Below are 24831 nucleotides of genomic sequence, written 5' to 3'. Positions count from 1 at the left end.
AAATAGCGGATCCGCCTATTTTTTATGTCCTAATTAACAATTTTCTCATTGTTTAATTACCTAATCTTTTTATTGAGTTAATGTTACCTTAAATGTGCGGGGCTACTTTTACGGCAAAATATTAACCCACATTTCAATGAGATTAATTAAAGCTCCAAAGCTGTATTTAGCGGCTTTTTTGCTTGTAGGATTTCAAATCCCAAGCTCCCATAGTATGGGTGAGGTTCTATCCATTGTCCAGGACCAGGAGGTCTTTACGGGCAAAGTCATGGATGAATCTGCTCGCCCAATCCAAGGTGCCACTGTAAAGAATCTAAACGCTGGAATTTCTACCCAAACCGATGAAGATGGTCAGTTCAGTTTGCGGGCTGCCAAAGGAGAGTCCATCCAGATCAGCTCCATTGGTTATGACAGCAAGATCTTTGTCCTTGCTGATCAGAACAGTTTTACCCTGAACTCCAACTCTTCAAACTTGGAGGAATTAGTGGTGATCGGTTATGGTTCCCAAAAGAAAGTCAACCTTTCTGGAGCTGTTGATTATGTCAGTGGTAAAGAACTGGAGAGCCGTCCTATTGCCAACGTTTCCCAAGGTTTGCAAGGATTGGTACCCAACTTAAATGTACAATTCAATTCTGGTGCTCCTGGAGAAGCTGCAAAGATCAATATCCGTGGTATCACGTCCATCAATGGTGGGGACCCTTTGATCTTATTGGACAACGTGCCTATCAGTTCGGCAGAACTGAACAGGATATCACCACAGGATATAGAGTCCATGTCGGTGATCAAAGATGCTTCTGCAGCTGCGATTTACGGAGCTAGGGCATCTTTCGGGGTTATCTTGATTACCTCTAAATCAGGTAAAGGCGCCCTAAAAATCAACTATAGCAATAACTTTACCTGGAATACGCCGACCGTCATTCCAGATAAGATTACAGATCCCTATGTTTTCTCCCGTTTACTGGAGACATCAACCGATAATACCCCTTGGGATAACGTGAATTTCTCGGAGCAATATTATCAATATGCCAAGGAAAGGTCGGATAACCCTAGCATCGCTGATGTCAGGATTGACCCTAGTAACCCAAAACAATGGGAATATATGGGTAATAGAGATTGGACCCGTTATTTCCTGTCCGACTGGAACAATACCCATAACCATGACCTTTCGATATCAGGATCCAGTGATAAGGTCAATTATTATATCAGTACGGGCTACAACCGTCAAAATTCACCGATCAAAATCGCAGATGACTATTTTGATCGATACAGTATCCGGTCCAAGGTAAACTATAAGCTGAACGATTACCTTTCTGTGGGTAACAATACGGTTATCGGATTGAACGAAAGGGTAAATCCATCCTTGTACAGTTCATCCAGTTCCATGGCTGAAATCTACCATGTTTTCCCAACGAGCACCTTGAAAAATCCGGATGGAAGTTGGGCATATTCCGATGTGGATCGAAATGTTGGTGCAGGCCGAATTGCCGCCAAAATGGTCGATGGGGGACAGATGAGGACCAAGCGTAATGATCTTCAGTCAACCTTTAATGCCGAATTGCGATTATTTGAAAGCAAGTTTAAGATCAATGCAGACTATACGTTCCAGAGGAATACCAGGAACTTAAACAGATACACGACCAGATATAAAATTGGTTATGGTCCGGATGATATCCGTGAAGAAGGAATTTCATCAGCCTATCGTGAGGCAGGATTCTCTTACTATAATGTCTACAATATCTTTGGAACCTATAATCAGACCTTTGATAAACATCAGGTAACTGCCGTCCTAGGTTTCAACCAAGAGGATTATCGTTGGGAAAATATCGTTGCAGAGAGACAAGGATTGATCTCTGATCTCTTCCCTACGGTGGCCTTGGCAACCGGTACTGCTGAAGTAGGTGAGGAAATCGACAAGTATGCCCTGCGCGGCGCATTCTACCGCTTGAACTATATCTATGATGATAAGTATATCTTGGAATTGAATGGCCGTTATGATGGTTCATCAAGATTTCCAAAGGCTAGCCGTTTCGGGTTCTTCCCATCGGGTTCCGTGGCATGGTTGATCAACAAGGAAAACTTCTTGTCCGACGTCAATTGGTTAAGCCAATTGAAGGTAAGAGGTTCATATGGTGAATTAGGTAACCAAGCGGTATCCAACTTTGGTTATATCCCGACCATGGAGCCTTTTGAATCTCCATATTTGATCGGCGGCAAAGTGAATCCATCGATAAAAGCGCCAGGTTTAGTGTCCAACCATTATACATGGGAGAAGGTAAAAACCTACAACTTAGGTTTGGACTTTGGGTTTATGCAGAATAAGTTTAATGGTTCATTTGATATCTACCGTAGAAATACCATGGGCATGTTGACCTTCGGAAAGGAGCTTCCTAAGATCCTGGGTGTAAAGGAGCCGAATGAAAATGCGGCTGACCTGGCCACCAACGGCTGGGAATTGACCTTGTCCTATAATGATTCAAAAGATGTCTCGGGCTCAATCCTGAATTTTGGGGCTACTTTTGTGCTATCGGATTCCTACGCCAAGATTACCAAATTTGACAACCCGAACCAGCGAATTACCCAATTCTATAAGGGCATGGAACTGGGTGAAATCTGGGGATTGGAAAGCGATGGTTTCTTCCAAAATCAAGAAGAGATCAATAAGCTGGACCAGACCTCGATCATTCCATGGGGAGCCTTATCGATTGTTCCGGGATGGCCAAAGTTTGTCGATCAAGATGGTAATGGCAAAATTGAAAAAGGCTATGTATTGGGTGATACCAAGGACCTGAAAATTATCGGTAATTCTACTCCACGTTACAATTTTGGTCTGAACCTGAATGCAAGTTGGAAAGGATTTGATGTGCGGGCATTTTTACAAGGTATCGGGAAGCGAGATTATTATCCATTGGATTACCTATACTGGGGTGTTTACCAACAGCCTTATGGAAATATCTATTCCCATCTCTTGGATTTCTATCGTCCTAACAATGATTCTGATGCTGACCGTGCGAAACATTCCGCTTCCTATTTAGCCTTAGGTTTGGCAGACCAGAATCTGGATGCCAAATATCCAGTCCTTCAGTCTTGGTTGGCGGACCTGAACTTAGGGACACGTGTCAATGAGGCTCAGGGGGCTGCTATTCCTCAAACACGATACTTATTGAATGCGGCATATTTGCGGTTCAAGAATGTCACCATAGGCTATACCATTCCAAATCATTTGTTGGAAAGAGCAAAAGTGAAGAACCTTAGGGTTTATGTCAGTGCAGAAAACCTGATGGAATGGTCTGCAGTAAAGCGATATTTTGACCCCGAGGTTTTGAACATCAACACCTATACAGATCCAACGGTAGCAAGAACGAGGGAAGGTAATGGCGCCATGTATCCATTCCAACGTAGTTTTTCAGCTGGTCTACAATTAACCTTTTAAAATAATGAAACGATATATCAAATTAAGTTTATTGACTGCCTCCTTGCTTACGTTTGCAGGGTGTAATGACAGTTACCTCGACCGATTGCCTGAAACGATGGTACAGAAGGAGAACTTCTTCAAGACGGAGTCCGATCTGGACATGTATGCCCTGAACCTCTATGATTTTCTGGACAACGGTTTTTATGAGCAGGATGCCACTACCGACAATGCGAGTACCACAGGAAATAAGGAGATCAAAAACATCATGCTCGGAACAGCTTCGGCAGCAAACATTACCGAGGGCTGGAATTGGGAGAAGCTGAGAGATATCAACTTTATGTTGGAAAATCTTTCACAGGCAAAGATCTCAGAAGCGAAACTCAAGCATTATGAAGGATTAGCTCGTTATTTCAGGGCTAGGTTCTATGTAAATAAAGTGCAGCGCTTTTCGGATGTGCCTTGGGTAGATAAGGTGGTTAAAGTGGAAGATCAGGCAGCTTTGTTTGGCAAAAGAGATCCTCGAGAATTGGTGGTGCAGAAAATCATGGAAGACTTTAAGTTTGCCTTTGAAAATGTGGAAGCAACCAAGGTTCCTGGAAAAGTGAATAAATGGGTGATCGGGCAGGAATATAGCCGCTTTGCTCTATTTGAAGGTACCTATCGTAAATACCATAAATATTTAGGTTTGGACAAGACCGTGGATAACTTCTTGACCATTGCATATCAAACTGCTGAAAACATCATGAGCAATGCTGGTTATGCTATCCATAACACGGGAAAGGTCGAGTCGGATTATGCCTCTTTGTATAATAATCCAAACCTTGAAAATAACAGTGAGGTCATTCTAGGTAGATTTTATGCCAACAATGTTATCAATCGTTCGGATTGGCCCGGTATGTTTGGGAATTATGAATACTATCCACTCCGCGATATGGTACAGAGTTATCTGATGAAGGATGGTTCGATCTATACCAATAAGGCGGGTTATGAGAAGTTTTCCTTTGTGGAAGAGTTTAAGGATAGGGACCCTAGGTTGGCCCAAACCTATGCTGCACCTGGATGGAACCTGGTATATGTCAGCACCTATTCGCAGGGACCAGGTTTATATGTACAGCAATTGAGCAAGAACTTTTCGGGATATCACCAGATCAAGGGTTTCTTAAATACCAGTGTTCAGGAAGAAAGATACAATGTAGATATCCCACTTTACCGCTATGCTGAGGTACTATTGACCTTTGCAGAAGCAAAAGCTGAATTGGGAATCTTGAACAACCAAGCAGATTTAGATAAATCGGTAAACCTATTGCGCAAAAGAGCGGGTATGCCGGATATGACCTTGAACCCGGTGTTGGATACAAAAATGGCCAACGATTTCAAGGAGACTGCTGGACCTCAGCAAAGTTTGATCCTGGAAATCAGAAGGGAGCGTAGGGTGGAATTGGCTTTTGAGGGATTCCGTTTCAATGATTTGATGCGCTGGAAAGCAGGTAAACTTTTGGAAAGAAAACCACAGGGAATCTATTTCAATGGATTGGGCAATCACGACGTGACGGGCGATGGTATTGCGGATATCAAATTGATCGGAGCCAGTGAGTCCTTACCAGAGGTTAGAGAAAAGAACAGTTTAGGGGTGACCTTAAGATATTATAAGGTCGGCAGAATAGGACAGGATGTTTCTGTATTTTTAAGTGACGGAAATTCTGGATATATTGATGTCGTAGATAAGGTTGGTGGTTTTGAAGAACCTAAATTTTATTATAGACCTATCCCTAAAAACGATGCAGATATCAATACCAATCTCAAACAGATCTTTGGTTGGTAAAATTATAAAAGAGTCATTATGAAAAAAATCAGTTTGATCCTTGCTTGCCTTTGTAGCATCAGCTTGATCTATGCGCAAGCTCCGAAAGCTAAAAAAGCAATCGTCATCATCGTGGATGGTATCCCAGCGGATGTTAAGGAAAAGGTAAGTACGCCATTTATAGATGCCGTAAGCCAAATAGGTGGCTATACCCGTGCGACCATGGGCGGCGAGAAGTCGGGTTATTCCCAGACGCCCACCATTTCTGCAGTATGCTATACCAGCATGATCACTGGGACCTGGGGAAACAAGCACAATGTTTGGGACAATGGTCTGGAAGACCCTAATTATAATTATTGGACCATGTTCAGGTTTCTGAAGAATGATCAGAAGGACAAGAAAATCGGGATTTATTCTACTTGGTTGGATAATAGGACAAAATTGATCGGTGAGGGCCTACCGCAGACCGAACAATTGAAGTTTGATTATCATTATGATGGTTATGAATTGGATACCGTTCGTTTTCCGCATGATAAACAATCCAAATATATCAACAATATTGATGAGGAAGTAGTGAAGGAAGCGAGCCAGAGCATCAGGAAAGATGCGCCTGATTTCAGTTGGGTCTATCTTCAGTACACCGATGATATCGGTCACCATTTCGGGGATAGTCCTGAAATGGAGAAGGCGGTACAGATAGCGGACCGTCAGGTGGGTGATCTGTTCGCGGCAGTGCAATATAGAGAGCAATATTTTAATGAGGATTGGATGTTTGTCGTGATCACGGATCATGGTAGGGATGTGGCAACCGGTGAAAGCCATGGTGGTCAGACCGATCGTGAAAGAGGAATCTGGATTGCGACCAACAAAAAGGAGTTGAACAAGCACTTCTATGCACATACCCCAGAGATCGTTGATATTTTACCTTCCATGGCAAGACATCTAGGTGTGAACATTTCCAAGGAGCAGCAATATGAATTGGATGGTGTGCCATTTGTAGGTGAAGTGTCCATTGCCCATCCTAAGGCTATGCTGAAGGATGATAGTCTGGTTCTGAGCTGGACCAGTCTTCAAAGAAATGATAAGGTGAAGATATTGGTGACAGGAACGAACAACTTTAAGCAGCAGGGGGTAAAGGGAGCTGACAAGTATATAGATTTAGGTGAGTATGAGCAAAGCTCTGGAGCCGTGAAAGTCAAGCTTCCGAAGGAATTGAAGGACAGCAAAATGTTGAAGGTGGTATTTGAAGGGAAAGACAATACGTTGAACCGCTGGATCGTGAGATAATAAGTAAAAAGGATGATCAATAACAAGAAAGAGGCTGCATCATGCAGCCTCTTCTTATTTACTATTAACTTAATATTTATTATTTACTTACCCCAGGGTTGGTGATTGTTTCGCCTAGTGGAATTGGGAAAACATAACGCTCATCAGAAGGTTGAACCAAACGGCCTGCACCTTCGGAATTGATTGGCATATTTCTGCGCTGTAAGTCTGGTACACGAAGACCTTCACCCAAGAACTCAATTCTACGCTCTAATAAGATGGCATCTACCAAAGCTGCTTTGTTAGCAAATGCTGGGAAGGTATAAGCCGCATCAGAACGATTACGAACCGCTTTCAATAAGGCCAAGGCTCTAGTTTGAGAACCAGCTTCTGCTTCAGCTTCGGCCAAGTTCAAGAGTACCTCTGAATATCTGATCGCAGGAATCCAGTCCAAATAAGGTGATGCACTGGAGAATTTCGTTAAGATATTCAACTTGCCATCTGAAGATTTGCCGGTCAAATCTTTCTTACGCGCATCGGTTGCTGGCCAAGCAGCGTTCGAAAAGATACCATCTGCAGCCAATGAATACTCGATATTTCCTTCATTGTAGTAATAACCCAATTGGTTTTGTGTTCCAGGGGCATTGTTAGCTTCAAAAGGGAAACTTAAGATACGTTCGTTGATCGTGAAGTTCGAAAACACATCGGTAATGGCAGGAGCCAATTGATGTTGGACACCAGAGCTAGCTTTGAATGGTGCTGCGGCACTTACGATCTTGTTTGCTTCCGAAATTACCTTTGCATAATCCTTCATGGCTAGATAGACACGGGTTTTGAAGGCAATAACGGTGTTTTTATGCGCACGGGTACTTTGAGATTCCGCATCTCCATAAGTTGCTGGAACCGCGGCTTCCGCTTCATTCAAATCTTTTAGGATCTGGGCATAGATGTCCTTTACGGGGCTTGCTGCTAAATCATTGTTTTCCGAGTTCCTTTCTGCCAATAAACGCAGTGGAATTCCTCTAGAAATACCATTGTCCGCTGCATATGGCTTAGCAAATAACTGTACCAAGGAATAATAAGTCAGCGCACGGATGAACTTAACCTCCGCGATCAATTGTGTTTTCTTGTTGGCATCCAAGATATCGGTACCAATCGGTTCAACACCTTCCAAAAAGATATTGATACGGTTGATGGTCAAATAACCTCTTACCCAAAAGTCTGAAACATAACTGTCTGTTTCATCATTGGAGAATTGATAGGTCGAATAACCCGTTACGTTGTTCTGTCTTTGATTGACAAATTCTTCCGAACGGATATCATTATAGATTAAGTAACGGCCGCCATAAAACTGACCATTCTTGATCGATGAATATATACCTACTACTTGAGATTCGATACGGTCTGCGCTAGAGAACACGAATTCACTAGGTATCGATAGTTCAGGGGATAGTTCCAAAAAGTCCTTTTTACAAGAGACGGTACTGAACAACAGCGGCGTTAGAACTAATAGCGCTGCTAATTTATTTTTGATTTTAAATCTTCTCATGACACAATTAATTAAAAGCCTAGATTAATACCGAAAGTGAATGTACGTCCATTAGGCATAGAGTTACGCTCTACCCCTGAGTTTAAGTTTCCATTACCATTTGATGAAATCTCAGGGTCAACACCAGTGTATTTGGTAATCAAGAAAGCGTTGTTTACTGCTGCATAGATCCTTAAGCTTGAAATGCCAGAATTTCCAAAAATGGTTCCTGGAAGACGGTATCCTAATGATGCGGTCTGTAATCTGATGAAGTCACCTTTTTCGATGTTCGATCCGATTGCGAAAGCAGAACCATTAGAAATATTGTCACCATAGATCGCTCTTGGGATATCCGTGTTTTTATTCGTCGGGGTCCAAGCATTCAACATGTCTACTGAGTTGTTCCAGATACGTTGGTCTCTTAAACCAGCTCTTGAACCATTGTAGATATAGTTACCTCCAGAGAAGGTGAAGTTAATGGTCGCATCAAAACTTTTGTATTGGAAGTTGTTGTTGAAACCACCGAAATAAGTAGGTAAAGTATTACCTGCTGCTACGGCATGACCTGCTACCGAACCAGCTTTTGTGCCGTCCATATAGCTATAAGAGTAGAAGCCTTCTGTGTTAGGCGCATTGTGTAAGTATTGTACTTGGTCACCATCTAAATTGATAAAGACTCTTCTACCATTTTCTGGGTTGATTCCAGTGGTAGGCACGGCATAGATTTGAGCTGCAGATTTTCCAACTTCGGTGATACTTGTGGTTTCAAGTCCTGAAGTTGTAGCAATCAATGGTCTGCCTTGGTTATCCAAAGCTGTTACCTCGTTTTTATTGGTGGAGAAGTTTAATGTTGTTGTCCATTTGAAATTCTCTTTTTCTACTGCTCTCACGTTCAGGGCAAATTCAAATCCCCTGTTGTACATTGAGCCGATGTTCATCAAGATGCTGTTCCCTGGGATACCTTTTGAAGGAGTCTGTGGAACGGCAAGGATTAATCCATTGTGGTCTTTGTTGTAATAGTTAGCTTCTAAGGAAACTCTATTATTCCAGAATCCTAAATCTATACCAATGTTTGTTTGATCGGCGGTTTCCCAAGACAGTTCTCTGTTACCTGCTTGTGAGAATACCATACCACCTACATTTCCATAGATTGCTGGATCATAAGTATCGAAAGATCCGTAAAGATTGGAGATAGCACTGTTACCCACGCGACCCCAGCTTCCTCTTAATCTGAAATTAGAGAATACATTGCTTAAAGAACTTGATTTAAAGAATTCTTCTTCAGATACGGTCCATCCAGCGGATACACCACCGAAGTTACCCCATTTTCTTCCTGGTGCTAATGATGATAGACCGTCACGTCTGAAGTTAGCCGTGAAGAAATATTTATTAGCATAGTTATAGTTCAGGGAAGTGAAGTAAGATTCCAAATTAAGTTCGCCAATTCCATTACCCCCTGCATCGTTGGTCAGGTAGTTACCTTGGAATTGATCAAAGAAACCATCAGTTAGGTCATAGCGAACGGCACCCCAGTTCTCGATACGTGTACTTTGCGCTTCATGTCCTGCTAATGCTGTAAGGTTGTGGTTTCCAAAAGATTTGTTGTAAACCAAGGTGTTGAAAATTAGCCAGTTGTTGTTTTTTGCTTGGTTGTTGTAAGCATAACCATTGTAGCTATATCCATCACCATTGATTGGGTTCCAGAATTGTTGGTTGGTCGTATTTCTTAAATCCCAGTTGAAATTGTTGTTTAAAGTCAGTCCATCCAATAATTTAATTTCGGCACTCACATTTGCGAAGAAACGGCTAGTTTCTGAAGTGTTTTTGTCCAAATCTCTGATAGGAAGTGGGTTAGGGTAGTTAGGGGCTAAGATATTAGCTCCTTTTCCGATGGCACTACCTGAAACGTTGTAATCTCCATTAGGAAGGAATGCTGGAACGTTTGGTGCTTGTACCATGGCGATACGACCAAGACCTGAAGTATTGAAGGCAGCACCCGCAACTGAACCTGAGTTTGGTGATCTGTTGTCACTGTTGGTGAAAGTTAAGTTCGTTCCTAATTTGATCCAGTCATTAAGTCTGTGATCTAGGTTCGCTCTTACACCTTTACGTTTGAAGGTGTTGTTGAACAAGATACCGTCTTGGTCAGATAAGTTACCTGAGAAGAAGTACTTGGTTTTTTCAGTACCACCACTTACACTTAAGTTGTGGTTGTGCGAGAATCCATCTCTATATACATAGTCGTACCAGCGTGTATCTACTGGATTGCCATTTTCGTCTAAAGTTGGGAAGAAACCACCACCTACTGGATAAGATCCTGTCGCTAGTTTAGGGTTGATTTCCCTAGCATTTGCGATTGCACCGTTTTTATGGGCAATATACTGTGCTGCGTTCAAAAGTTCAGGAAGACGTACGGCTTTGGAAGTTCCAAACCAGCCATCATAAGCAACTTTTGCAGCACCTGATTTACCTTTTTTCGTTGTGATGATCATCACCCCAGGTGCACCACGTGATCCATAGATAGCTGTTGAAGCAGCATCTTTTAAGATGTCGATGGATTCAATGTCCTCGGGGTTGATATCCCCCAATGGGTTGTTTGCTGAAGAGTTTGCAGAAACGTCTCCTGTTGCAATAGGAATACCATCAACAACCACCAAAGGGAAGGAGTTCAAGGAAAGGGAACTTAATCCGCGAACACGTACAACCGGTGGGTTGTTCAATACACCTGAAGGTTGGATAATGTTTACCCCTGAAGCCTGTCCGGTAAGACCTTGTGTAAAACTTTGCAATGGTCTGTTGGCTACGGTTTCACCACCTACTTTAGCAGAAGATCCTGTAAAGTCTTTTTTCGATTGAACCAAGTAACCTGTTACCACCACCTCGTCCAAGGTCTCATCATCGGAGCCTAGTTCTACGTTGATTACCGATCTGCTTCCAACAGCGACTTGGAAAGTTTGGTAACCGATGTAAGTAAAGGATAGGGAACCATTGTTGTCAGGAACCGCGATGGAATACGTACCATCACCGCTGGTTTGAGTTGCCGCGGAAGTCCCAACAACTCGAACGGACACTCCAGAGATCGGAGCGCCATCTGCTGCAGACGTTACCTTACCGGTAACCTGCCGATTTTGTGCATAGGAACTGCCAATAAGCAGCACGCACAGCACAAGCATGCTAAGTAATCTTTGTTTCATGTGTTTGTTTAGTTAATATTAGTTAGTAAATAATGCCAAGCAGACCATAACTTACTGGTTTGCAAAGAATCTCTAGAATTTTCTCTGCGGCTTCAAGATGTTTAATAATTTCAACTAATCAAACGTGTGCATTCAAGAAAATAAAGTAAAAATTAGGAAAGTTTCATTTGTTGTTAATAAATAATTAACAATAGCGTGATTGATGTTAATAATATAAATTGCTGGTTTTTGTATTTTACCCATCAATTTGATTTTCGGTTAATTATAATAAATTGGGGAAATAATTTGAATCGATAAGGTTAAAATTGTAATTAACGCAATAGTTTTTTAAAAAATTATTTAGAATAATGTTTTATTTTCCATTTTCCTGGAAAGGAAGGATTCAATTGTAACAATAAGGTTGATAATTGGAGAAGATTGTTAGAATAATTGAAAATATCGCAATTCTATTTCATATGAAATAGAATATTGGCTAACATTCATTGCTTTATCTGAAACTATTTGAATGTTATTTTTTAATAGTGCTGTCTTGCTTTGCTTTAATAACCGAATCTGGTTGAACTTTCAAGGTGCTATCAGGCTTCAGTTTTAAGGCACTATCCGCGGGAGTCGTTGGTTTGCTTTGAGGGTTCAGCGTTGGCTTTGAGTCCTTAGTAGGAGGCAAAAGGTTTCTTTTCTGAACTCGTTTTTGGAGTTGCTGTGTTTCCATCAGGCTCAGATGCAGAATCCTCATTAGGGGTGCTATTCTCTTCAGGACTTCCTTTTTGATCGGAGACAGGGGCTGCTTTGGTCCTCTTGCGGTTCAACATATCTTCTACAGATTTCGGTCGATCCTCAGGCTTCCATTGGAACCCTGGTAATACTTCTATTTCTTGGGTGACTAACCTAAATGGATAGACTTTTTGGTCTACTTTACGGATAGATACATAGTCAATTACCTTTTTGCCCTCCATCTTGACCTTGATCCGGCTACTTCGGTCATGGAACATCTCCGTAATCGTATTGGTTTTGTCGTTGGTGGTAAAGACCAAGTTTTCCGCATTCCCGTCAACGAAAAGGCGGTCAATATTATTATTGGCAAAGAAGGCCGTGATTTTTCTTCCCTTAAGCTGGTTGAATTTCAAAGTATCCAACACCGCATTCACCATAAAAGCATTGTCCTTTAATAGGGCATTGTCCATTTTATTGTTCTTGATCTGCATATAGATGGTGTCAGCATTGATCTGTGATCCCTCTGACCAGATCATCGGTGAGCCCATAAATCGGAACATGGAGTCTACCATTCCATAGTACACAGAGTCTGCTACAGCTTGTAAGTCAGATTTGAATACCCGCACATTATAATAAGCCTTTACAATTCTGGTTCTTGCCGTATCAGCATAGATTTCTGTCGAGTCCTTCAATAATGTGTCAGCAGTTTGGGCGGATTGCAAGGCTTTCCGCATCAGGCTATCTTGTTCTTGTCCCGTTGGCATGACGGCATTTCTACGCAATACGCTATCGGCCTTACTGGTGGCTTGGATAGTTGCGGCATCCACAGGCTTTGGTTTTGCTGCAGGTTTATTGGCAGGTTTCTTTGCTCCCTGTTTATTGTCCGTAGATTCTTTTTTAACAGGGTCAACTTTCGTCAATTTCTTCGTCCCCACATTGCCAACTTCGGTAGAATCACCGGTTTCAAATAGATCAACCTGATCGATGTCGCCATAATCTACTTCCGTAGTATCTTCCAATTGGCCACCATCCCTATCTAGCTTAAGGTCCAGAGGTTTATAATCCCTGACAAAGATAACTTTAGAAAACAAGGTGTCCGCCGTCATATATGCAGTATCAATTTTACTTGTCTGTCGGACTGGAGGAGGGGCTATACTATCGGTTTCCACCGGTTTTATTGCCGCATTTTTTAAATCCTCTTGTTTTTCCTTCTCGGCTTCTTCTATTTTCTCGCGTTCCTTCTCTTCTGCCTTTTCAAGTTTCCTAAGTTCTCTTCTTGATAAGTTCTCCCTATTGACCGTGTCGACCTGTACAGAGTCTTGGGAATTATCCGTAGAATCTGTCCTGACCACGTATTTGATCAATGGCTTATTGGTCATCAGGATAGATTGGTCGCTCTCTAGGTATTTTCCGTATTCCCCGCTGGCATAGAACTTATCTAAGGTGTCAACAAACAGTACATTTCGAAAAGCTTCACCATGACCTTTGTCTCTATCGTAAAACAAACTATCCCCTTTTAAGAACCGGCTACCTTCCGTATAAAGATTGTTCTTGTTGAATTTTGCAACTCCAAAAGCCGTATTGTAGGTTCCTTTTTCCGTGTAAAGTTTTTCGCCTTTTCTACCATTGATAGTCGTTGGTCCAAAGAAAAAAGCATCTCTGTACATGGTATTATACTGCATGGAGTCCGTATAGATAATGGTGCTTTCATTTCTCACAACGACTTTGTTGTTGAAATAGGCATCCTTTGTATTTTCAAAGTAATAAGCCCTTTGGGAAGTGATGGTGTCACCTTGCCCAACAATCCTACCGCCACCGGTATAAGTTCCTTGCTGGCTTCTTAGGTTGTAAGTCAGGTAGTTGGTGGTCAGTGTACTCTGGTCATCAACCATTTTCACGTTTTTGGTCAGCACGGCATGTTGTGAAGAAGCATCGTAATGAAGATGCGTACCTTGGATTACAGTACCCGAAGGCTGGGTAATGACGATATTTCCATGGGCTTCAAAGAATTCATTTCCAATATCATCTTTATAAAGATCACCACTGTCAGCGGCCAAGGTTGAGCCCTTGTGCTCATATACAGCGTTGTAACTCCTTAATATTTTCTGGTTGATAAATCTACTGCTGGATGAAGATACCAAGCGCATGGGGGCATTGTCCGCGCCAGCATTCACGGGTGTAAACTCGTCCTGTGCATAGGCAGACAGGCATATCATGCTTATTAATAGTACTAATAGGTATCTCACAAGCGCAAAAATATAGAATTAATTAGCAAAAAATTGTTAAACAATAAATTTTAATGCCTCTAACACAAGATTATTTATAATCTGTAATTTTGGACTATGTCAGTTTCAGAAAGATTAAAACAGTTTATCATCGAAAAGGAACTCCTTGACAGGAATGATAAGATTCTCTTGGCCGTCAGTGGCGGTAAGGATTCCATGTTGATGGCTAGGTTGTTTCATGATTTAAAGATGAACTGCATAATAGCCCACTGTAATTTTCAATTGCGGGGGGAGGAGTCTGACAAGGATGAGGCTTTAGTTTTAGATTATGCAAAAGAATTAGGCTATCCATTATTTGTAAGGAAATTTGAAACGGATGACTATGCCACTCAACATAAAGTCTCCATTCAAATGGCTGCTCGAGAGCTACGGTATCAATGGTTTGAGGAACTGCGAGCTGAACAGAATTGTCAAAAGATTGCCATTGCACAGCATGCCAATGACCATCTGGAAACCATGTTGTTTAATTTAACACGATCAACCGGAATCCAAGGGCTTTTAGGTATTCAAGCTAAGCGAGGGCCTATTATTCGTCCACTTCTATTTCTTTCTGCTAGTGAAGTTGCTGCTGAAGTTCAAAACCTGCAAGTTCCGTATAGAGACGATCAGTCCAATTTCTCAACCAAATATGCGAGGAACAAAATAAGGTTGGAGATCATTCCTAAGTTTAAGGAAATCCAACCAGACTTTGAAGCTATCCTAGAACAGGACATCAAACATTTTGAGGAAAGCCAACGCTTTATACAGAATCAGGTGGATGCTATCCGAAAGCTGATGTTCCAAAATGAAGGATCTCAAATAAAGATCCAAATTGGGGCCCTGCAAGGCCATGCTAACGATCCCTTTCTCATCTTTGAACTATTCAAGCCTTATAATTTCCAAAGAAATGTAACCAATGATTTAATCAAAGTACTTGATAAGAGGATGGGGCAGATATTTGAATCCCCTAGTCATGAACTTCTTTTGGATCGAGATATGTTAATCCTTAGGGAGAAGGTCATTGACAGTCTTGTAGCTATTGCCATTGAAGACCTTAACGCGAAGGTGAATTATAACCAAAGGCACTTTTACATTGTCGAATCACTAGGAATGGAAATTGAGCGAGATGAAAACCAAGTCCAAGTCGATGCGGATTTGATCAAGTTTCCATTGGTATTAAGGCCATGGCAAATAGGGGATACCTTCAAACCATTGGGAATGGAAGGTTCTAAAAAGCTAAGTGATTATTTCATCCAAAAAAAGCTGAACCGCTTTCAAAAGGAGGATGTCCCAATTTTGGTCAATGCCGATGGGCAATTGATTTGGATAGTGGGTATGCGCTTAGATAATCGCTTTAAAGTGACAGAAAATACAAAGAAAGTACTTACTTTAGTATACAAATAGCAAATATGGAAGAAGAACAAATCTTATTTCAAGAAAAACAATATCTAGGAAGAGATTGGACTTGGATTAGCGTACGATTGATCTTAGCATTGTTTTGCTTTGTTGCCTATTACATCAACTGGGAACATGTTGTCTCTCAACAACTGTTCTTTATCGTGGGGGTTGGAATCCTGATCGTTTCCATCATCATGCTCTATATGGTCAGTTATCGGACCACAGTTACCAAGACTCATATCATTTTAAGCGGACTATGGACCACCAGTTTGGTCAAGATTGATCTTAACTCAATCAAAAAGATTGAAAAGGATAGGTATTCCACCTTCTTTTTTAACAACCCAGTTTATAACCTGCACAAGAATGGCAAAATCAGGTTCTATTCAGGTGGTAAGGAAGCCTTATGGCTTACAGATAACGACGGATTGGTCTATGTAATTGGTTCACAGCATCCTACCCAGCTTCTTCAGGCTGTTTTGAAAGCTAAAGCAGAAAAGTAAAAAAATGTTAACTGAGATTTACTTGACAATCTCTTAAACTTTCATTTCGATTATTTGTTAAATTTGATGAAAAGCATTTAAAAATGACATTTATATATTTCCTTATATCAGCAGTTATATTTTACTACCTATTTAAAATTGGTATGCGTCTTCTGATGCCTTTCTTTATGAAGAAGGTGGCAGAGAAAATCATGAATGGCGCTCAAGGACAATATGCTAATCAAGGTCCAAATCAACAAAACTATAACGATCCTTTTTCACAGTTTAAGCAACAACAACGTCCTGACGGAAAAGTTCGTGTGGAATATACTCCACCTAAAGAAAACAATTCCAGAAAGGGTACTGAAACTGCAGGTGAGTTTATTGACTTTGAAGAGGTAAAATAAAGCATAGCCCGACGAAAAAGCATATCTTTGTATTGCTATGTGGCTAAAACATCTATCCGTTTTAAATTTTAAGAACTACACTGAATCTTCATTAGATTTTCTGCCAGACACCAATGCCTTTACAGGGCAGAATGGTTCGGGGAAGACTAATCTTTTGGATGCTATTCACTATCTATCACTTTGCAAATCCTATTTTAATCCCATTGACTCCCAGCATATCAAAAAGGGAGAGGATTGGTTTATGGTACAGGGGCAATTTGATAAGGAAACAGTTTTGGATGCCGTTTCCTGTAGCATCAAAAGAAATCAGAAAAAGCAGTTCAAGAAGAACAAGAAAGAATACGGTCGTTTAGCCGATCATATTGGACAGTTTCCTTTGGTCATGATCTCGCCTAATGATAGCTTTATTATCATGGATGGGAGTGAGGAGCGAAGGAAGTTTGTCGATAATGTGATATCGCAAACCGACAATCAATATCTAGACATCCTGATTACCTACAATAGGATTCTATTGAACCGCAATATCATCTTGAAGAACATCCGTGAAACTGGCGTTTTTGACAAAGGACTATTGGAAGTTCTCAACTTACAGCTTGTGGAAGCTGGGGAAAAGATATTTTCACGCAGACAGAAGTTTATGGAAGAGTTCCTTCCGGAATTCCGTCGCTACTATCAATTTCTTTCCGATGACGTCGAGCAGGTGGACCTAGTCTATGAATCTCAACTCCAAGACCAAGATTTCTTGGACCTTCTCAACAAGCAATTAGAAAAGGATAGAGCTTTGGAGCGCACGACCGTAGGGATACACAAGGACGATCTACAGTTTAGCATACATGAAGGGATGCCTTTAAAGAAATTTGGCTCCCAAGGGCAGCAAAAGTCTTTCTTGATCGCTCTGAAGTTAGCTCAATATGCTTTTCTGAAAAACAGGAAGCAATATAAGCCACTCCTGTTGCTGGATGATATCTTTGATAAACTGGATGAACAGCGGACCAAAAAACTGATGCAATTGGTCTCTGAAGACGAATTTGGACAGATATTCCTGACTGATACGGACTCCGACAGAATAAGGAAAATATTTCAAGAAATAGGAAAGCCAATTCGTATCTTTGACATACAAGGAGGTCAGATCAATGGCGAAGTATAATGATGATGCATTTAGGAGAAGTGATGATGTAACCATCAAGCAAGCAGTGGAGAAGTTATTGGATGTATACCGTCTCAGACGTAAATTCGATGAAACCTCTATTGTTACCGCCTGGCCTGAGCTTATTGGAAGTGCAATCGCCAACCGAACCCAACAGATTTATATTAGAGATAAGAAATTGTTTGTACGCGTAGAATCAGCGGTCATCAAGAATGAACTGGCCATGATGCGCAGACAGATTATCGGACGTGTCAATGAATACGTTGGAAAGGTGGTCATCGAAGAGTTCGTTATTCTTTAAGGCTTTTACTCTTTATCTATAATATGAAATATTACCTGTCAGCATTGACAGGCTTTATCATCTGGGGAACATTCGCCTTGGTCTTGAAGCCTCTCAGTGACTATGGAGCCCTCGATATATTAATCCACCGTGTCCTATTTGCCTCAGTCTGCATACTATTGGCCTGTTTTATCTTCCGAAGAAAACAGACCCTAGCCAGTATACAATACCTTAAAACCAGCAATTCCACAGAAAGAAAGCAACTCCTTGTAAATGTACTGGCAAGTGCCGTCCTCTTGGGGATGAACTGGTTCCTGTTTATTTATGTGATGAATGCAGTCAGCGTCAATGCAACCTCCTTGGCCTATCTCATTTGCCCCATATTGACAACCGTATTGGCCAGTATTTTCCTCAAGGAACGACTCAACAAAGGACAATGGTTTGCTGTAGGCCTCAGTATCGTGAGTTGTATCCTATTGGCTTATGGGCATTTTCTTGACCTTTTCTATAGCTTCATCATCGCACTTTCCTATGCAGGCTATCTTGTCCTTCAAAAGAATAAATTCAAGCTTGATAAATTCTTTACCCTGACCATCCATATTTTGGTCAGCACTATTTTATTGCTGCCAATTCTTTATGTTGTGGACAGCTCCGTTCCCAAGACCGATGAGTTTTACACCTATATCCTCATCATTGCCATTGGATATACCATTATTCCACTGTTCTTGAATATCTATGCCCTGAAGGGGTTAGACTCTTCTGTAGTGGGCATATTGCTGTACCTTAACCCGATCATCAGTTTCTTTCTGGCTGTTCTATATTACAAGGAGTCCATCAACACGGCTCAAATTATAGCCTTTGGGATGATATTTATAGCTGTAGTCATTTTTAATATTGCCTATATTTATGAAAGAAGACGTCAGACTCAACTTAAAATGGAAGGCTCATGATATTTAAACAGCAGTTATTACAGATGTTCGAACTCTCTGATGAACAAGCCGAATTGATTATCTCTAGGTTTGTCCCCGAGGAGCTCAGCAAGAATGAATTGTTCCTGGAAACAGGAAAATCCTGTAAAAAACTGAGTTTTATCGAAGAGGGAATATTTAGGGTTTTCAAATGGACAGATACTAAGGAAGTAACCCAATGGATCGGCGGAGAGGGCTATTTTATCACTGATCTAGCTTCCTTCTTTTTCGACAACCCTTCCAATTGGTCCATTGAGGCATTGACACCTACCAAGCTTTGGACCTTAAATAAATCTGATTACTTCGATATACAGCAGTCCATACCCAATTGGAATGTGATCGAAAAAAGATTCATCGCGAAATGTTTTATGCAGATCGAACATCGTGTCTTCGATTTTATTGCTTTATCTGCCGAAGAACGCTATCAAAAGTATTTCGAACAGAATAAACAACTGTTCAATCAAGTTCCCTTACAATACATTGCCTCCGTATTGGGCATGAGCCCAGAAACCTTAAGCCGCATCCGGAATAAATTATCTTCTTGATAAATGTCAAGTGCTTCTGACTGCCTCAAGGCTAACTTTGAGGTATGAAAGAACAGATTGAATCACAGATTATCATAAATGCTCCTGCAGAAGCTGTATGGGCTATATTATCCGATTTCCAAGCTTATCCGGAATGGAGTCCAAGCATCGCTGAATTTTATGGAACCCCTCAAGTTGGCAAACGGACCCAGGTCCTGCTAACCCAACCGGGCGGTACGAGCATGAAGATGAATCCTGTCTTTTTAAAGATAGAAAGCAATCAGGAACTTCGTTGGAAAGGAAAGCTTTTAATCAATGGAATATTTGATGGCGAGCATTATTTTATCCTGAACAGGATCTCAAACGATCAAACCCAGCTTATCCAAGGGGAAAAGTTTTCAGGCATACTGGTGCCACTCTTCAGGAAAATGATTCATGGAAATACCAAGAAGGGTTTTGAACTCTTCAATGCCGCCATTAAAGAAAGGGTGGAGTCTAGGCTATAGATATTGTTCTAGATCCCCTTTACCTTCACGGATGATTTCAAAGTCGCCAGAGGTCACATCAACTACTGTCGAAGGAACGTTGTCGCCATACCCACCGTCGATTACTAAATCTACCTTTTCCTCGAATTTCTCATAGATCAATTCAGGGTCGGTAGAATATTCGATGATCTCATCATCATCATGGATGGAAGTAGTGACGATTGGGTTACCCAATTCCTTGACGATATCACGGACAATATTGTTGTCCGGAACACGGATACCTACAGTTTTCTTTTTAGAGCTCAGCAGTTTAGGGACTTGGGAGCTCGCATTGAAGATAAAGGTAAATGGACCAGGCAATGCTTTCTTCAATACCCTAAAAACGGTAGTGTCAAAAGGTTTGGTGTATTGCGAAATATCCGTCAGGTCATAACAGATAAAGGAAAGGTTAGCCTTGTCCGGTTTCAGTCCGCGGATAGAGCACACGCGCTCTATGGCCTTCTGGTTTGTAATGTCGCAACCAATACCATATACCGTATCTGTTGGATAGATAATCACGCCTCCTTTTCTTAATATCTCCACAGCCTCTTCGATAGCCTTTGGATTCGGATTGTCATTGTAGATTTTTAGTAACATGGATTAGTTTATTAAATTGTTTCAATATTACTGAATAAACAAAAACCGTCAAAATAATGTTTGTTTTGACGGTTTTTTAAATTTATCTAGTTTTTAAAACTCTGCGTTATTTGGTGTCCTTGGGAAAGGGATAACATCACGGATATTGGTCATTCCAGTGGTAAATAATACCAACCTTTCAAATCCAACTCCAAAGCCAGAGTGAGGAACCGAGCCAAAACGGCGGGTATCCAAGAACCACTCCATCTCTTCCGTAGGAATTCCAACTTCACCCATTCTGGTGATCAGTTTCTCCAAGTTTTCTTCACGTTGTGAACCGCCAACCATTTCACCGATTCCTGGGAACAAGATATCCATGGCGCGAACGGTTTGTCTTCCGTTAGCATCTACTGGGTTCTGTTTCATATAGAAAGATTTGATCTCTCTTGGGTAATCAGTAAGGATGACAGGTTTTTTGAAATGCTTTTCAACCAAGAAACGCTCATGCTCCGACTGAAGGTCGGCACCCCAACTTTCAATAAGGTATTTGAATTGTTTCTTCTGGTTAGGCTTGCTTCTCAACAAGATCTCGATGGCTTCCGTATAAGTCACGCGCTCAAAATCATTGTTGATGACAAAGTTTAATTTCTCGATCAGGTTCAATTCAGAGCGTTCGTTCTGAGGTTTAGATTTCTCCTCCTCCAATAAACGGTTGTTCAAGAATTCAATCTCTTCCGGACATTGATCCAAGGCATAACGGATAACATATTTCAATAGATCTTCAGCAAGATCCATGTTGTCTTCCAATTCATAGAAAGCCATTTCCGGCTCGATCATCCAGAATTCAGCCAAGTGACGGGTAGTATTGGAGTTTTCAGCTCTAAAAGTAGGGCCGAAGGTATAGATATTTCCAAAAGCCAATGCCGCCAGCTCCCCTTCAAGCTGTCCAGAAACAGTCAGGTTAGTAGATTTTCCGAAGAAATCTTCTTTAAAATCGACATCACCGTTTTCTGTACGCGGAATATTGTTCAGGTCCAAAGTTGTAACACGGAACATTTCCCCAGCGCCTTCAGCATCCGAACCTGTAATGATTGGCGTATGCATATAAACGAAGTCACGCTCCTGGAAGAACTTGTTCACTGCAAATGCCAGGGCATTACGTACTTTGAAGATAGCATTGAAAGTTCCGGTACGGAAACGCAAATGTGCAATCTCACGAAGGAATTCCAAACTGTGCTTCTTCGGTTGCAAAGGATATTTTTCAGGATCCGAGTCACCAATGATAGAAACATCGGTTGCTTTGATCTCTACTTTCTGCCCTTTACCCAATGATTCTACCAAATTTCCTTTTACACGCACAGCCGCACCGGTGGTAATCCTTTTTAGGATTGCATCCGATGTATTTTCAAAATCAATGACCGCTTGAATATTATTGATTGAAGATCCGTCATTGATAGCTATAAATTGATTGTTACGAAAGGTACGAACCCATCCTTTAACAATAACTTCTTTTCCGAAATCCTCTGATTTTAATAATTCTTTAATTCGTGTATGTTCCATTTTGTAGAAAAAATATTTTAATGGTCGCTTTATAGGCTTACAAAAATAGCCAAATAATTGATTTATGGTCTATTTTACCCAGCCTTTTTCAATAACTTCTTTTGCATGATAGGTCAAGATCGATGTCGCTCCAGCTCGCTTGAAACTCATTAGGGTTTCCAAGATAACCTGCTCGCTCAACCAACCATTTGCGATGGCAGCTTTCAGCATGGCATATTCACCAGAAACATTGTACGCTGCAATCGGCAGATCAAAATTATCGCTCAATAACTTGATAACGTCCAAATAAGGCAATCCTGGCTTTACCATCAAGAAATCAGCACCCTCTTGGGTATCCAACTGCGCTTCGATCAAGGCCTCTTTGCTGTTCGCAGGGTTCATCTGATAGGTTTTTTTATCCCCTTTTTTAGGGGCAGAACCTAAGGCATCCCGGAAAGGACCATAGTATGCCGATGCATATTTTGCCGTATAGGACATCAATGATACATTGCTGAATCCGTTCTCGTCCAAAATATTACGTAGGTACCCAATTCTTCCGTCCATCATATCCGATGGAGCAATGATATCGGCACCACTTTCTGCATGTGCCAAGGCCATTTTACCCAATACTTCTAAAGTTTCGTCGTTCAGGATCTCTCCATTTTCAACGATGCCGTCATGACCATCCGAACTATAAGGGTCCATCGCCACATCGGTAACCACACAAGCTTCAGGGAAGTTTTTCTTAACCGCTTCAATAGCTTTTAAGTATAACGTACCTTTTCTGTAGCTTTCTGTAGCATATTTATCTTTCAGGGATTCTTCCACAGCTGGGAATAGATCGAAGGCTTTCAAGCCTAAATTCATACAGCTTTCTACCTCACGCAATAAATTATCGATCGAATAGCGGTAGATACCAGGCATGGAGGATACTTCAACTTTTTGGTTGTCTCCATCTACAATAAACAATGGGAAAATCAAGTTGGCAGCAAACAGATGGTTCTCTTGAACCATGTCGCGAATTACAGCTGATTTTCTGTTTCTTCTAGGACGGTGTAACATGTTTTTGTTTTTTTATGTAAGAGCAAAGGGGGATAATTCCCCCTTCGCTATATTTTTTCTAATAATCTAATCCGAATACAGCTTCCGCCAATCCAATTTCGTCTGGCGTGAATGGAAGGGTATATTTTAGGCCTAATGCTTCAATAGCTTTGGCTGTTGAATAACCGATACAGATAATCTTTTGATCAGGATCCGCCAAGTTCTCACGGAAATAAGCTTCCACATTGCTTGGGCTGGTAAAGATCAATACTTGAGCATTGCTCTTATCCACTTCTTCCTCGATTACCGATTCGTAGATTGGCATATCGATGATTTTGGTGTTTTCCGTCAATGCTTTCTGGATCGTTTGCAAAGAACCTTCAGCGCGTGGGATCAATACCGTCTGACCATCCACCAACTTCGCAAACTCCTGTGCTATTCCTTCCGTATCGATACCTAAGTTATCACCTGAAAAATCAGCAATACGGTTGAATTTGCGCAAAGTATCTTCCGATCCTCTTCCTAGCACACCGATCTTTGTTTTCTTCAAGATCCAAGGTTCCAATTTGAAGAAATGCTCAATGGCATTTTTGGAATTGAAGAAGATCCAATCTGCTCGCTTCAAAATGAAGGAGTCTAATTTATTGATGGTCGGGAAAATGCGGATCAATGACCTTGCATCCACCTGAATATCATGTTTCTTTAAGAAACGGGCTAAATATGAGTTTTCAGCAAGATCCCTGGTAATAAATACCGAAGAAGGTAATTTTCTATCCTTTTGGTATTTTGCAAAAATCTTCTCTGCCATTCCCTCTGTCGTCTCCGACTCCAAGAACACACGGTCAGGAAAGTCTTCGTTGGTATCTGCAATGGAAGTCCAAGATTGGAATACACCATCTTTCTTACGGCAATAGCTGCCTAGAGGAGCATGACAACCCGCATCGAACAAATTCAATACTTTGCGTTCTACTGAAATTGCTTCAGCTACTTCTTTATCGTTGATTTGTTGCAAGATATCGAACAGTTCTTGGTCACTTTCACGAATCTGAATGGCCAATACCCCTTGAGCAGGTGCAGGCACAACCTCAACTGGTGCGATCTCTTCCAAATGGAAATCCGAAAGCTCCATGTTGATCCTTGCAATCCCAGCCTTAGCCAAAACAATAGCATCATATTTCTCATCACGTAATTTCTGTACACGTGTTTGAAGGTTTCCACGAAGGTCTTCAAATTCAAGGTCCGGACGTAGCGATAGGAGCTGTGCTTTTCTTCTGTTAGAAGAAGTTCCAACTGAAGCATTATGTTTTAAGGAAAGACGCTTGGTAATATCGACACAATCTTTGTGGATAATCAATAATTCCGATGGGTCTTCACGTTCTGAAACTGCCGCAATGATCAATCCTGGAGGATTTACCGTGGGTAAATCTTTATGCGAATGAACTGCCAGATCAATTTGGCCAGACAACAATTCTTCTTCTAACTCTTTCGTGAAGAATCCTTTTCCTTCAAGTTTGTCTAGTCTTAAATGCTGAACAATATCCCCTTGGGTTTTGATGATTTTTAATTCAGCTTCGATTGATATTTCGGCTAATCGATCCTTTACAAAGTTTGCTTGCCATAGTGCCAATTCACTTCCACGGGTACCGATAATTAGTTTTCTGTTCACGTTCAAAGATTTACAAATGAATAATCCGGAGGCAAATTTAAGGAAATAGCCTCTTTATTCTGATGATTAAATGTCAGAATCAGAATATTTTTAAGAAAATTTAATA

At 41.1% G+C, this 24831-nt stretch carries 18 protein-coding genes; 11 read left to right on the top strand and 7 right to left on the bottom strand.

From position 1 onward, the window contains the following. Positions 1-136: 136 nt before the first annotated feature. The 3 genes from RT138_RS14555 to RT138_RS14545 are packed head-to-tail and all read left to right on the top strand — an operon-like array spanning position 137 to position 6500. Complete coding sequence (locus tag RT138_RS14555) at positions 137-3430, top strand: TonB-dependent receptor (protein ID WP_313191268.1); 3294 nt, start codon at positions 137-139, stop codon at positions 3428-3430. Between the two features lie 4 nt (positions 3431-3434). Beyond that, positions 3435-5234, top strand: a complete 1800-nt coding sequence (locus tag RT138_RS14550; RefSeq protein WP_313191267.1) for a RagB/SusD family nutrient uptake outer membrane protein — start codon at positions 3435-3437, stop codon at positions 5232-5234. Between the two features lie 18 nt (positions 5235-5252). After that, positions 5253-6500, top strand: coding sequence for an alkaline phosphatase family protein (locus tag RT138_RS14545; protein ID WP_313191266.1), 1248 nt, complete (start codon positions 5253-5255; stop codon positions 6498-6500). Positions 6501-6579: 79 nt separating this feature from the next. Here the strand turns inward: RT138_RS14545 and RT138_RS14540 are convergent, their stop codons facing one another. The 3 genes from RT138_RS14540 to RT138_RS14530 form a co-directional block, all read right to left on the bottom strand. Further along, on the bottom strand, positions 6580-8028 hold the full coding sequence (locus RT138_RS14540) for a RagB/SusD family nutrient uptake outer membrane protein (RefSeq protein WP_313191265.1): 1449 nt from the start codon (positions 8026-8028) through the stop codon (positions 6580-6582). Between the two features lie 11 nt (positions 8029-8039). Then, positions 8040-11201 carry a TonB-dependent receptor gene (locus tag RT138_RS14535; RefSeq protein ID WP_313191264.1) on the bottom strand — a complete coding sequence of 1054 codons (3162 nt, stop codon included), beginning with the start codon at positions 11199-11201 and terminating at the stop codon, positions 8040-8042. Positions 11202-11851: 650 nt separating this feature from the next. Then, positions 11852-14128, bottom strand: coding sequence for an OstA-like protein (locus tag RT138_RS14530; RefSeq protein WP_313191263.1), 2277 nt, complete (start codon positions 14126-14128; stop codon positions 11852-11854). Between the two features lie 126 nt (positions 14129-14254). Between RT138_RS14530 and tilS the strand changes: the two genes are divergently transcribed. From tilS to RT138_RS14490, 8 genes are all read left to right on the top strand, one after another. Further along, a complete protein-coding gene (gene tilS, locus RT138_RS14525; protein ID WP_313191262.1) occupies positions 14255-15580 on the top strand; it encodes a tRNA lysidine(34) synthetase TilS in 1326 nt (441 codons plus the stop codon). A gap of 5 nt (positions 15581-15585) precedes the next feature. Further along, entirely contained in the window at positions 15586-16074 is a 489-nt protein-coding gene (locus RT138_RS14520; RefSeq protein WP_185211233.1) for a hypothetical protein, read from the top strand. 83 nt (positions 16075-16157) lie between these two features. Beyond that, positions 16158-16460 carry a DUF4834 family protein gene (locus RT138_RS14515; RefSeq protein ID WP_313191261.1) on the top strand — a complete coding sequence of 101 codons (303 nt, stop codon included), beginning with the start codon at positions 16158-16160 and terminating at the stop codon, positions 16458-16460. 37 nt (positions 16461-16497) lie between these two features. Continuing rightward, positions 16498-17607, top strand: coding sequence for a DNA replication/repair protein RecF (gene recF, locus RT138_RS14510; protein WP_313191260.1), 1110 nt, complete (start codon positions 16498-16500; stop codon positions 17605-17607). Continuing rightward, on the top strand, positions 17594-17908 hold the full coding sequence (locus RT138_RS14505) for a DUF721 domain-containing protein (RefSeq protein ID WP_093101548.1): 315 nt from the start codon (positions 17594-17596) through the stop codon (positions 17906-17908). The genes recF and RT138_RS14505 overlap by 14 nt, the downstream gene beginning before the upstream one ends. A 23-nt stretch (positions 17909-17931) precedes the next feature. Then, complete coding sequence (locus tag RT138_RS14500) at positions 17932-18837, top strand: EamA family transporter (protein ID WP_185215940.1); 906 nt, start codon at positions 17932-17934, stop codon at positions 18835-18837. Then, complete coding sequence (locus RT138_RS14495) at positions 18834-19400, top strand: Crp/Fnr family transcriptional regulator (RefSeq protein ID WP_313191259.1); 567 nt, start codon at positions 18834-18836, stop codon at positions 19398-19400. The genes RT138_RS14500 and RT138_RS14495 overlap by 4 nt, the downstream gene beginning before the upstream one ends. 44 nt (positions 19401-19444) lie before the next feature. Next, a complete protein-coding gene (locus RT138_RS14490) occupies positions 19445-19885 on the top strand; it encodes an SRPBCC domain-containing protein (RefSeq protein WP_313191258.1) in 441 nt (146 codons plus the stop codon). On the opposite strand, the gene RT138_RS14485 is transcribed toward RT138_RS14490, so the two are convergent. The 4 genes from RT138_RS14485 to hemC form a co-directional block, all read right to left on the bottom strand. Continuing rightward, a complete protein-coding gene (locus RT138_RS14485; protein WP_093101542.1) occupies positions 19880-20500 on the bottom strand; it encodes an L-threonylcarbamoyladenylate synthase in 621 nt (206 codons plus the stop codon). The genes RT138_RS14490 and RT138_RS14485 overlap by 6 nt on opposite strands. A 93-nt stretch (positions 20501-20593) precedes the next feature. After that, the gene (gene asnS, locus RT138_RS14480; RefSeq protein ID WP_313191257.1) at positions 20594-22039 is read right to left on the bottom strand and encodes an asparagine--tRNA ligase; all 1446 of its coding nucleotides are present in this window, start codon (positions 22037-22039) and stop codon (positions 20594-20596) included. A gap of 69 nt (positions 22040-22108) precedes the next feature. Next, entirely contained in the window at positions 22109-23080 is a 972-nt protein-coding gene (gene hemB, locus RT138_RS14475; RefSeq protein ID WP_093101539.1) for a porphobilinogen synthase, read from the bottom strand. Positions 23081-23138: 58 nt separating this feature from the next. After that, positions 23139-24725 (bottom strand): hydroxymethylbilane synthase, encoded by a 1587-nt coding sequence (gene hemC, locus RT138_RS14470; RefSeq protein ID WP_185211226.1) that lies wholly within the window; start codon positions 24723-24725, stop codon positions 23139-23141. Positions 24726-24831: the final 106 nt, after the last annotated feature.

The sequence above is a fragment of the Sphingobacterium sp. genome (genome assembly GCF_032065005.1).
Lineage (GTDB): Bacteria > Bacteroidota > Bacteroidia > Sphingobacteriales > Sphingobacteriaceae > Sphingobacterium.
Note: the sequence above shows the minus strand (reverse complement) of the source record. Positions and strands in the feature narration are given on the sequence as shown.

Coding starts and splice junctions, on each gene's coding strand:
- RT138_RS14500 (WP_185215940.1), top strand. CDS start 17,932: ATGAAATATTACCTGTCAGCATTGACAGGCTTTATCATCTGGGGAACA.
- RT138_RS14550 (WP_313191267.1), top strand. CDS start 3,435: ATGAAACGATATATCAAATTAAGTTTATTGACTGCCTCCTTGCTTACG.
- recF (WP_313191260.1), top strand. CDS start 16,498: ATGTGGCTAAAACATCTATCCGTTTTAAATTTTAAGAACTACACTGAA.
- RT138_RS14485 (WP_093101542.1), bottom strand. CDS start 20,500: ATGTTACTAAAAATCTACAATGACAATCCGAATCCAAAGGCTATCGAA.
- hemB (WP_093101539.1), bottom strand. CDS start 23,080: ATGTTACACCGTCCTAGAAGAAACAGAAAATCAGCTGTAATTCGCGAC.
- asnS (WP_313191257.1), bottom strand. CDS start 22,039: ATGGAACATACACGAATTAAAGAATTATTAAAATCAGAGGATTTCGGA.
- RT138_RS14495 (WP_313191259.1), top strand. CDS start 18,834: ATGATATTTAAACAGCAGTTATTACAGATGTTCGAACTCTCTGATGAA.
- RT138_RS14535 (WP_313191264.1), bottom strand. CDS start 11,201: ATGAAACAAAGATTACTTAGCATGCTTGTGCTGTGCGTGCTGCTTATT.
- RT138_RS14530 (WP_313191263.1), bottom strand. CDS start 14,128: ATGATATGCCTGTCTGCCTATGCACAGGACGAGTTTACACCCGTGAAT.
- RT138_RS14540 (WP_313191265.1), bottom strand. CDS start 8,028: ATGAGAAGATTTAAAATCAAAAATAAATTAGCAGCGCTATTAGTTCTA.
- tilS (WP_313191262.1), top strand. CDS start 14,255: ATGTCAGTTTCAGAAAGATTAAAACAGTTTATCATCGAAAAGGAACTC.
- RT138_RS14505 (WP_093101548.1), top strand. CDS start 17,594: ATGGCGAAGTATAATGATGATGCATTTAGGAGAAGTGATGATGTAACC.
- RT138_RS14490 (WP_313191258.1), top strand. CDS start 19,445: ATGAAAGAACAGATTGAATCACAGATTATCATAAATGCTCCTGCAGAA.
- RT138_RS14520 (WP_185211233.1), top strand. CDS start 15,586: ATGGAAGAAGAACAAATCTTATTTCAAGAAAAACAATATCTAGGAAGA.
- RT138_RS14555 (WP_313191268.1), top strand. CDS start 137: ATGAGATTAATTAAAGCTCCAAAGCTGTATTTAGCGGCTTTTTTGCTT.
- RT138_RS14515 (WP_313191261.1), top strand. CDS start 16,158: ATGACATTTATATATTTCCTTATATCAGCAGTTATATTTTACTACCTA.
- RT138_RS14545 (WP_313191266.1), top strand. CDS start 5,253: ATGAAAAAAATCAGTTTGATCCTTGCTTGCCTTTGTAGCATCAGCTTG.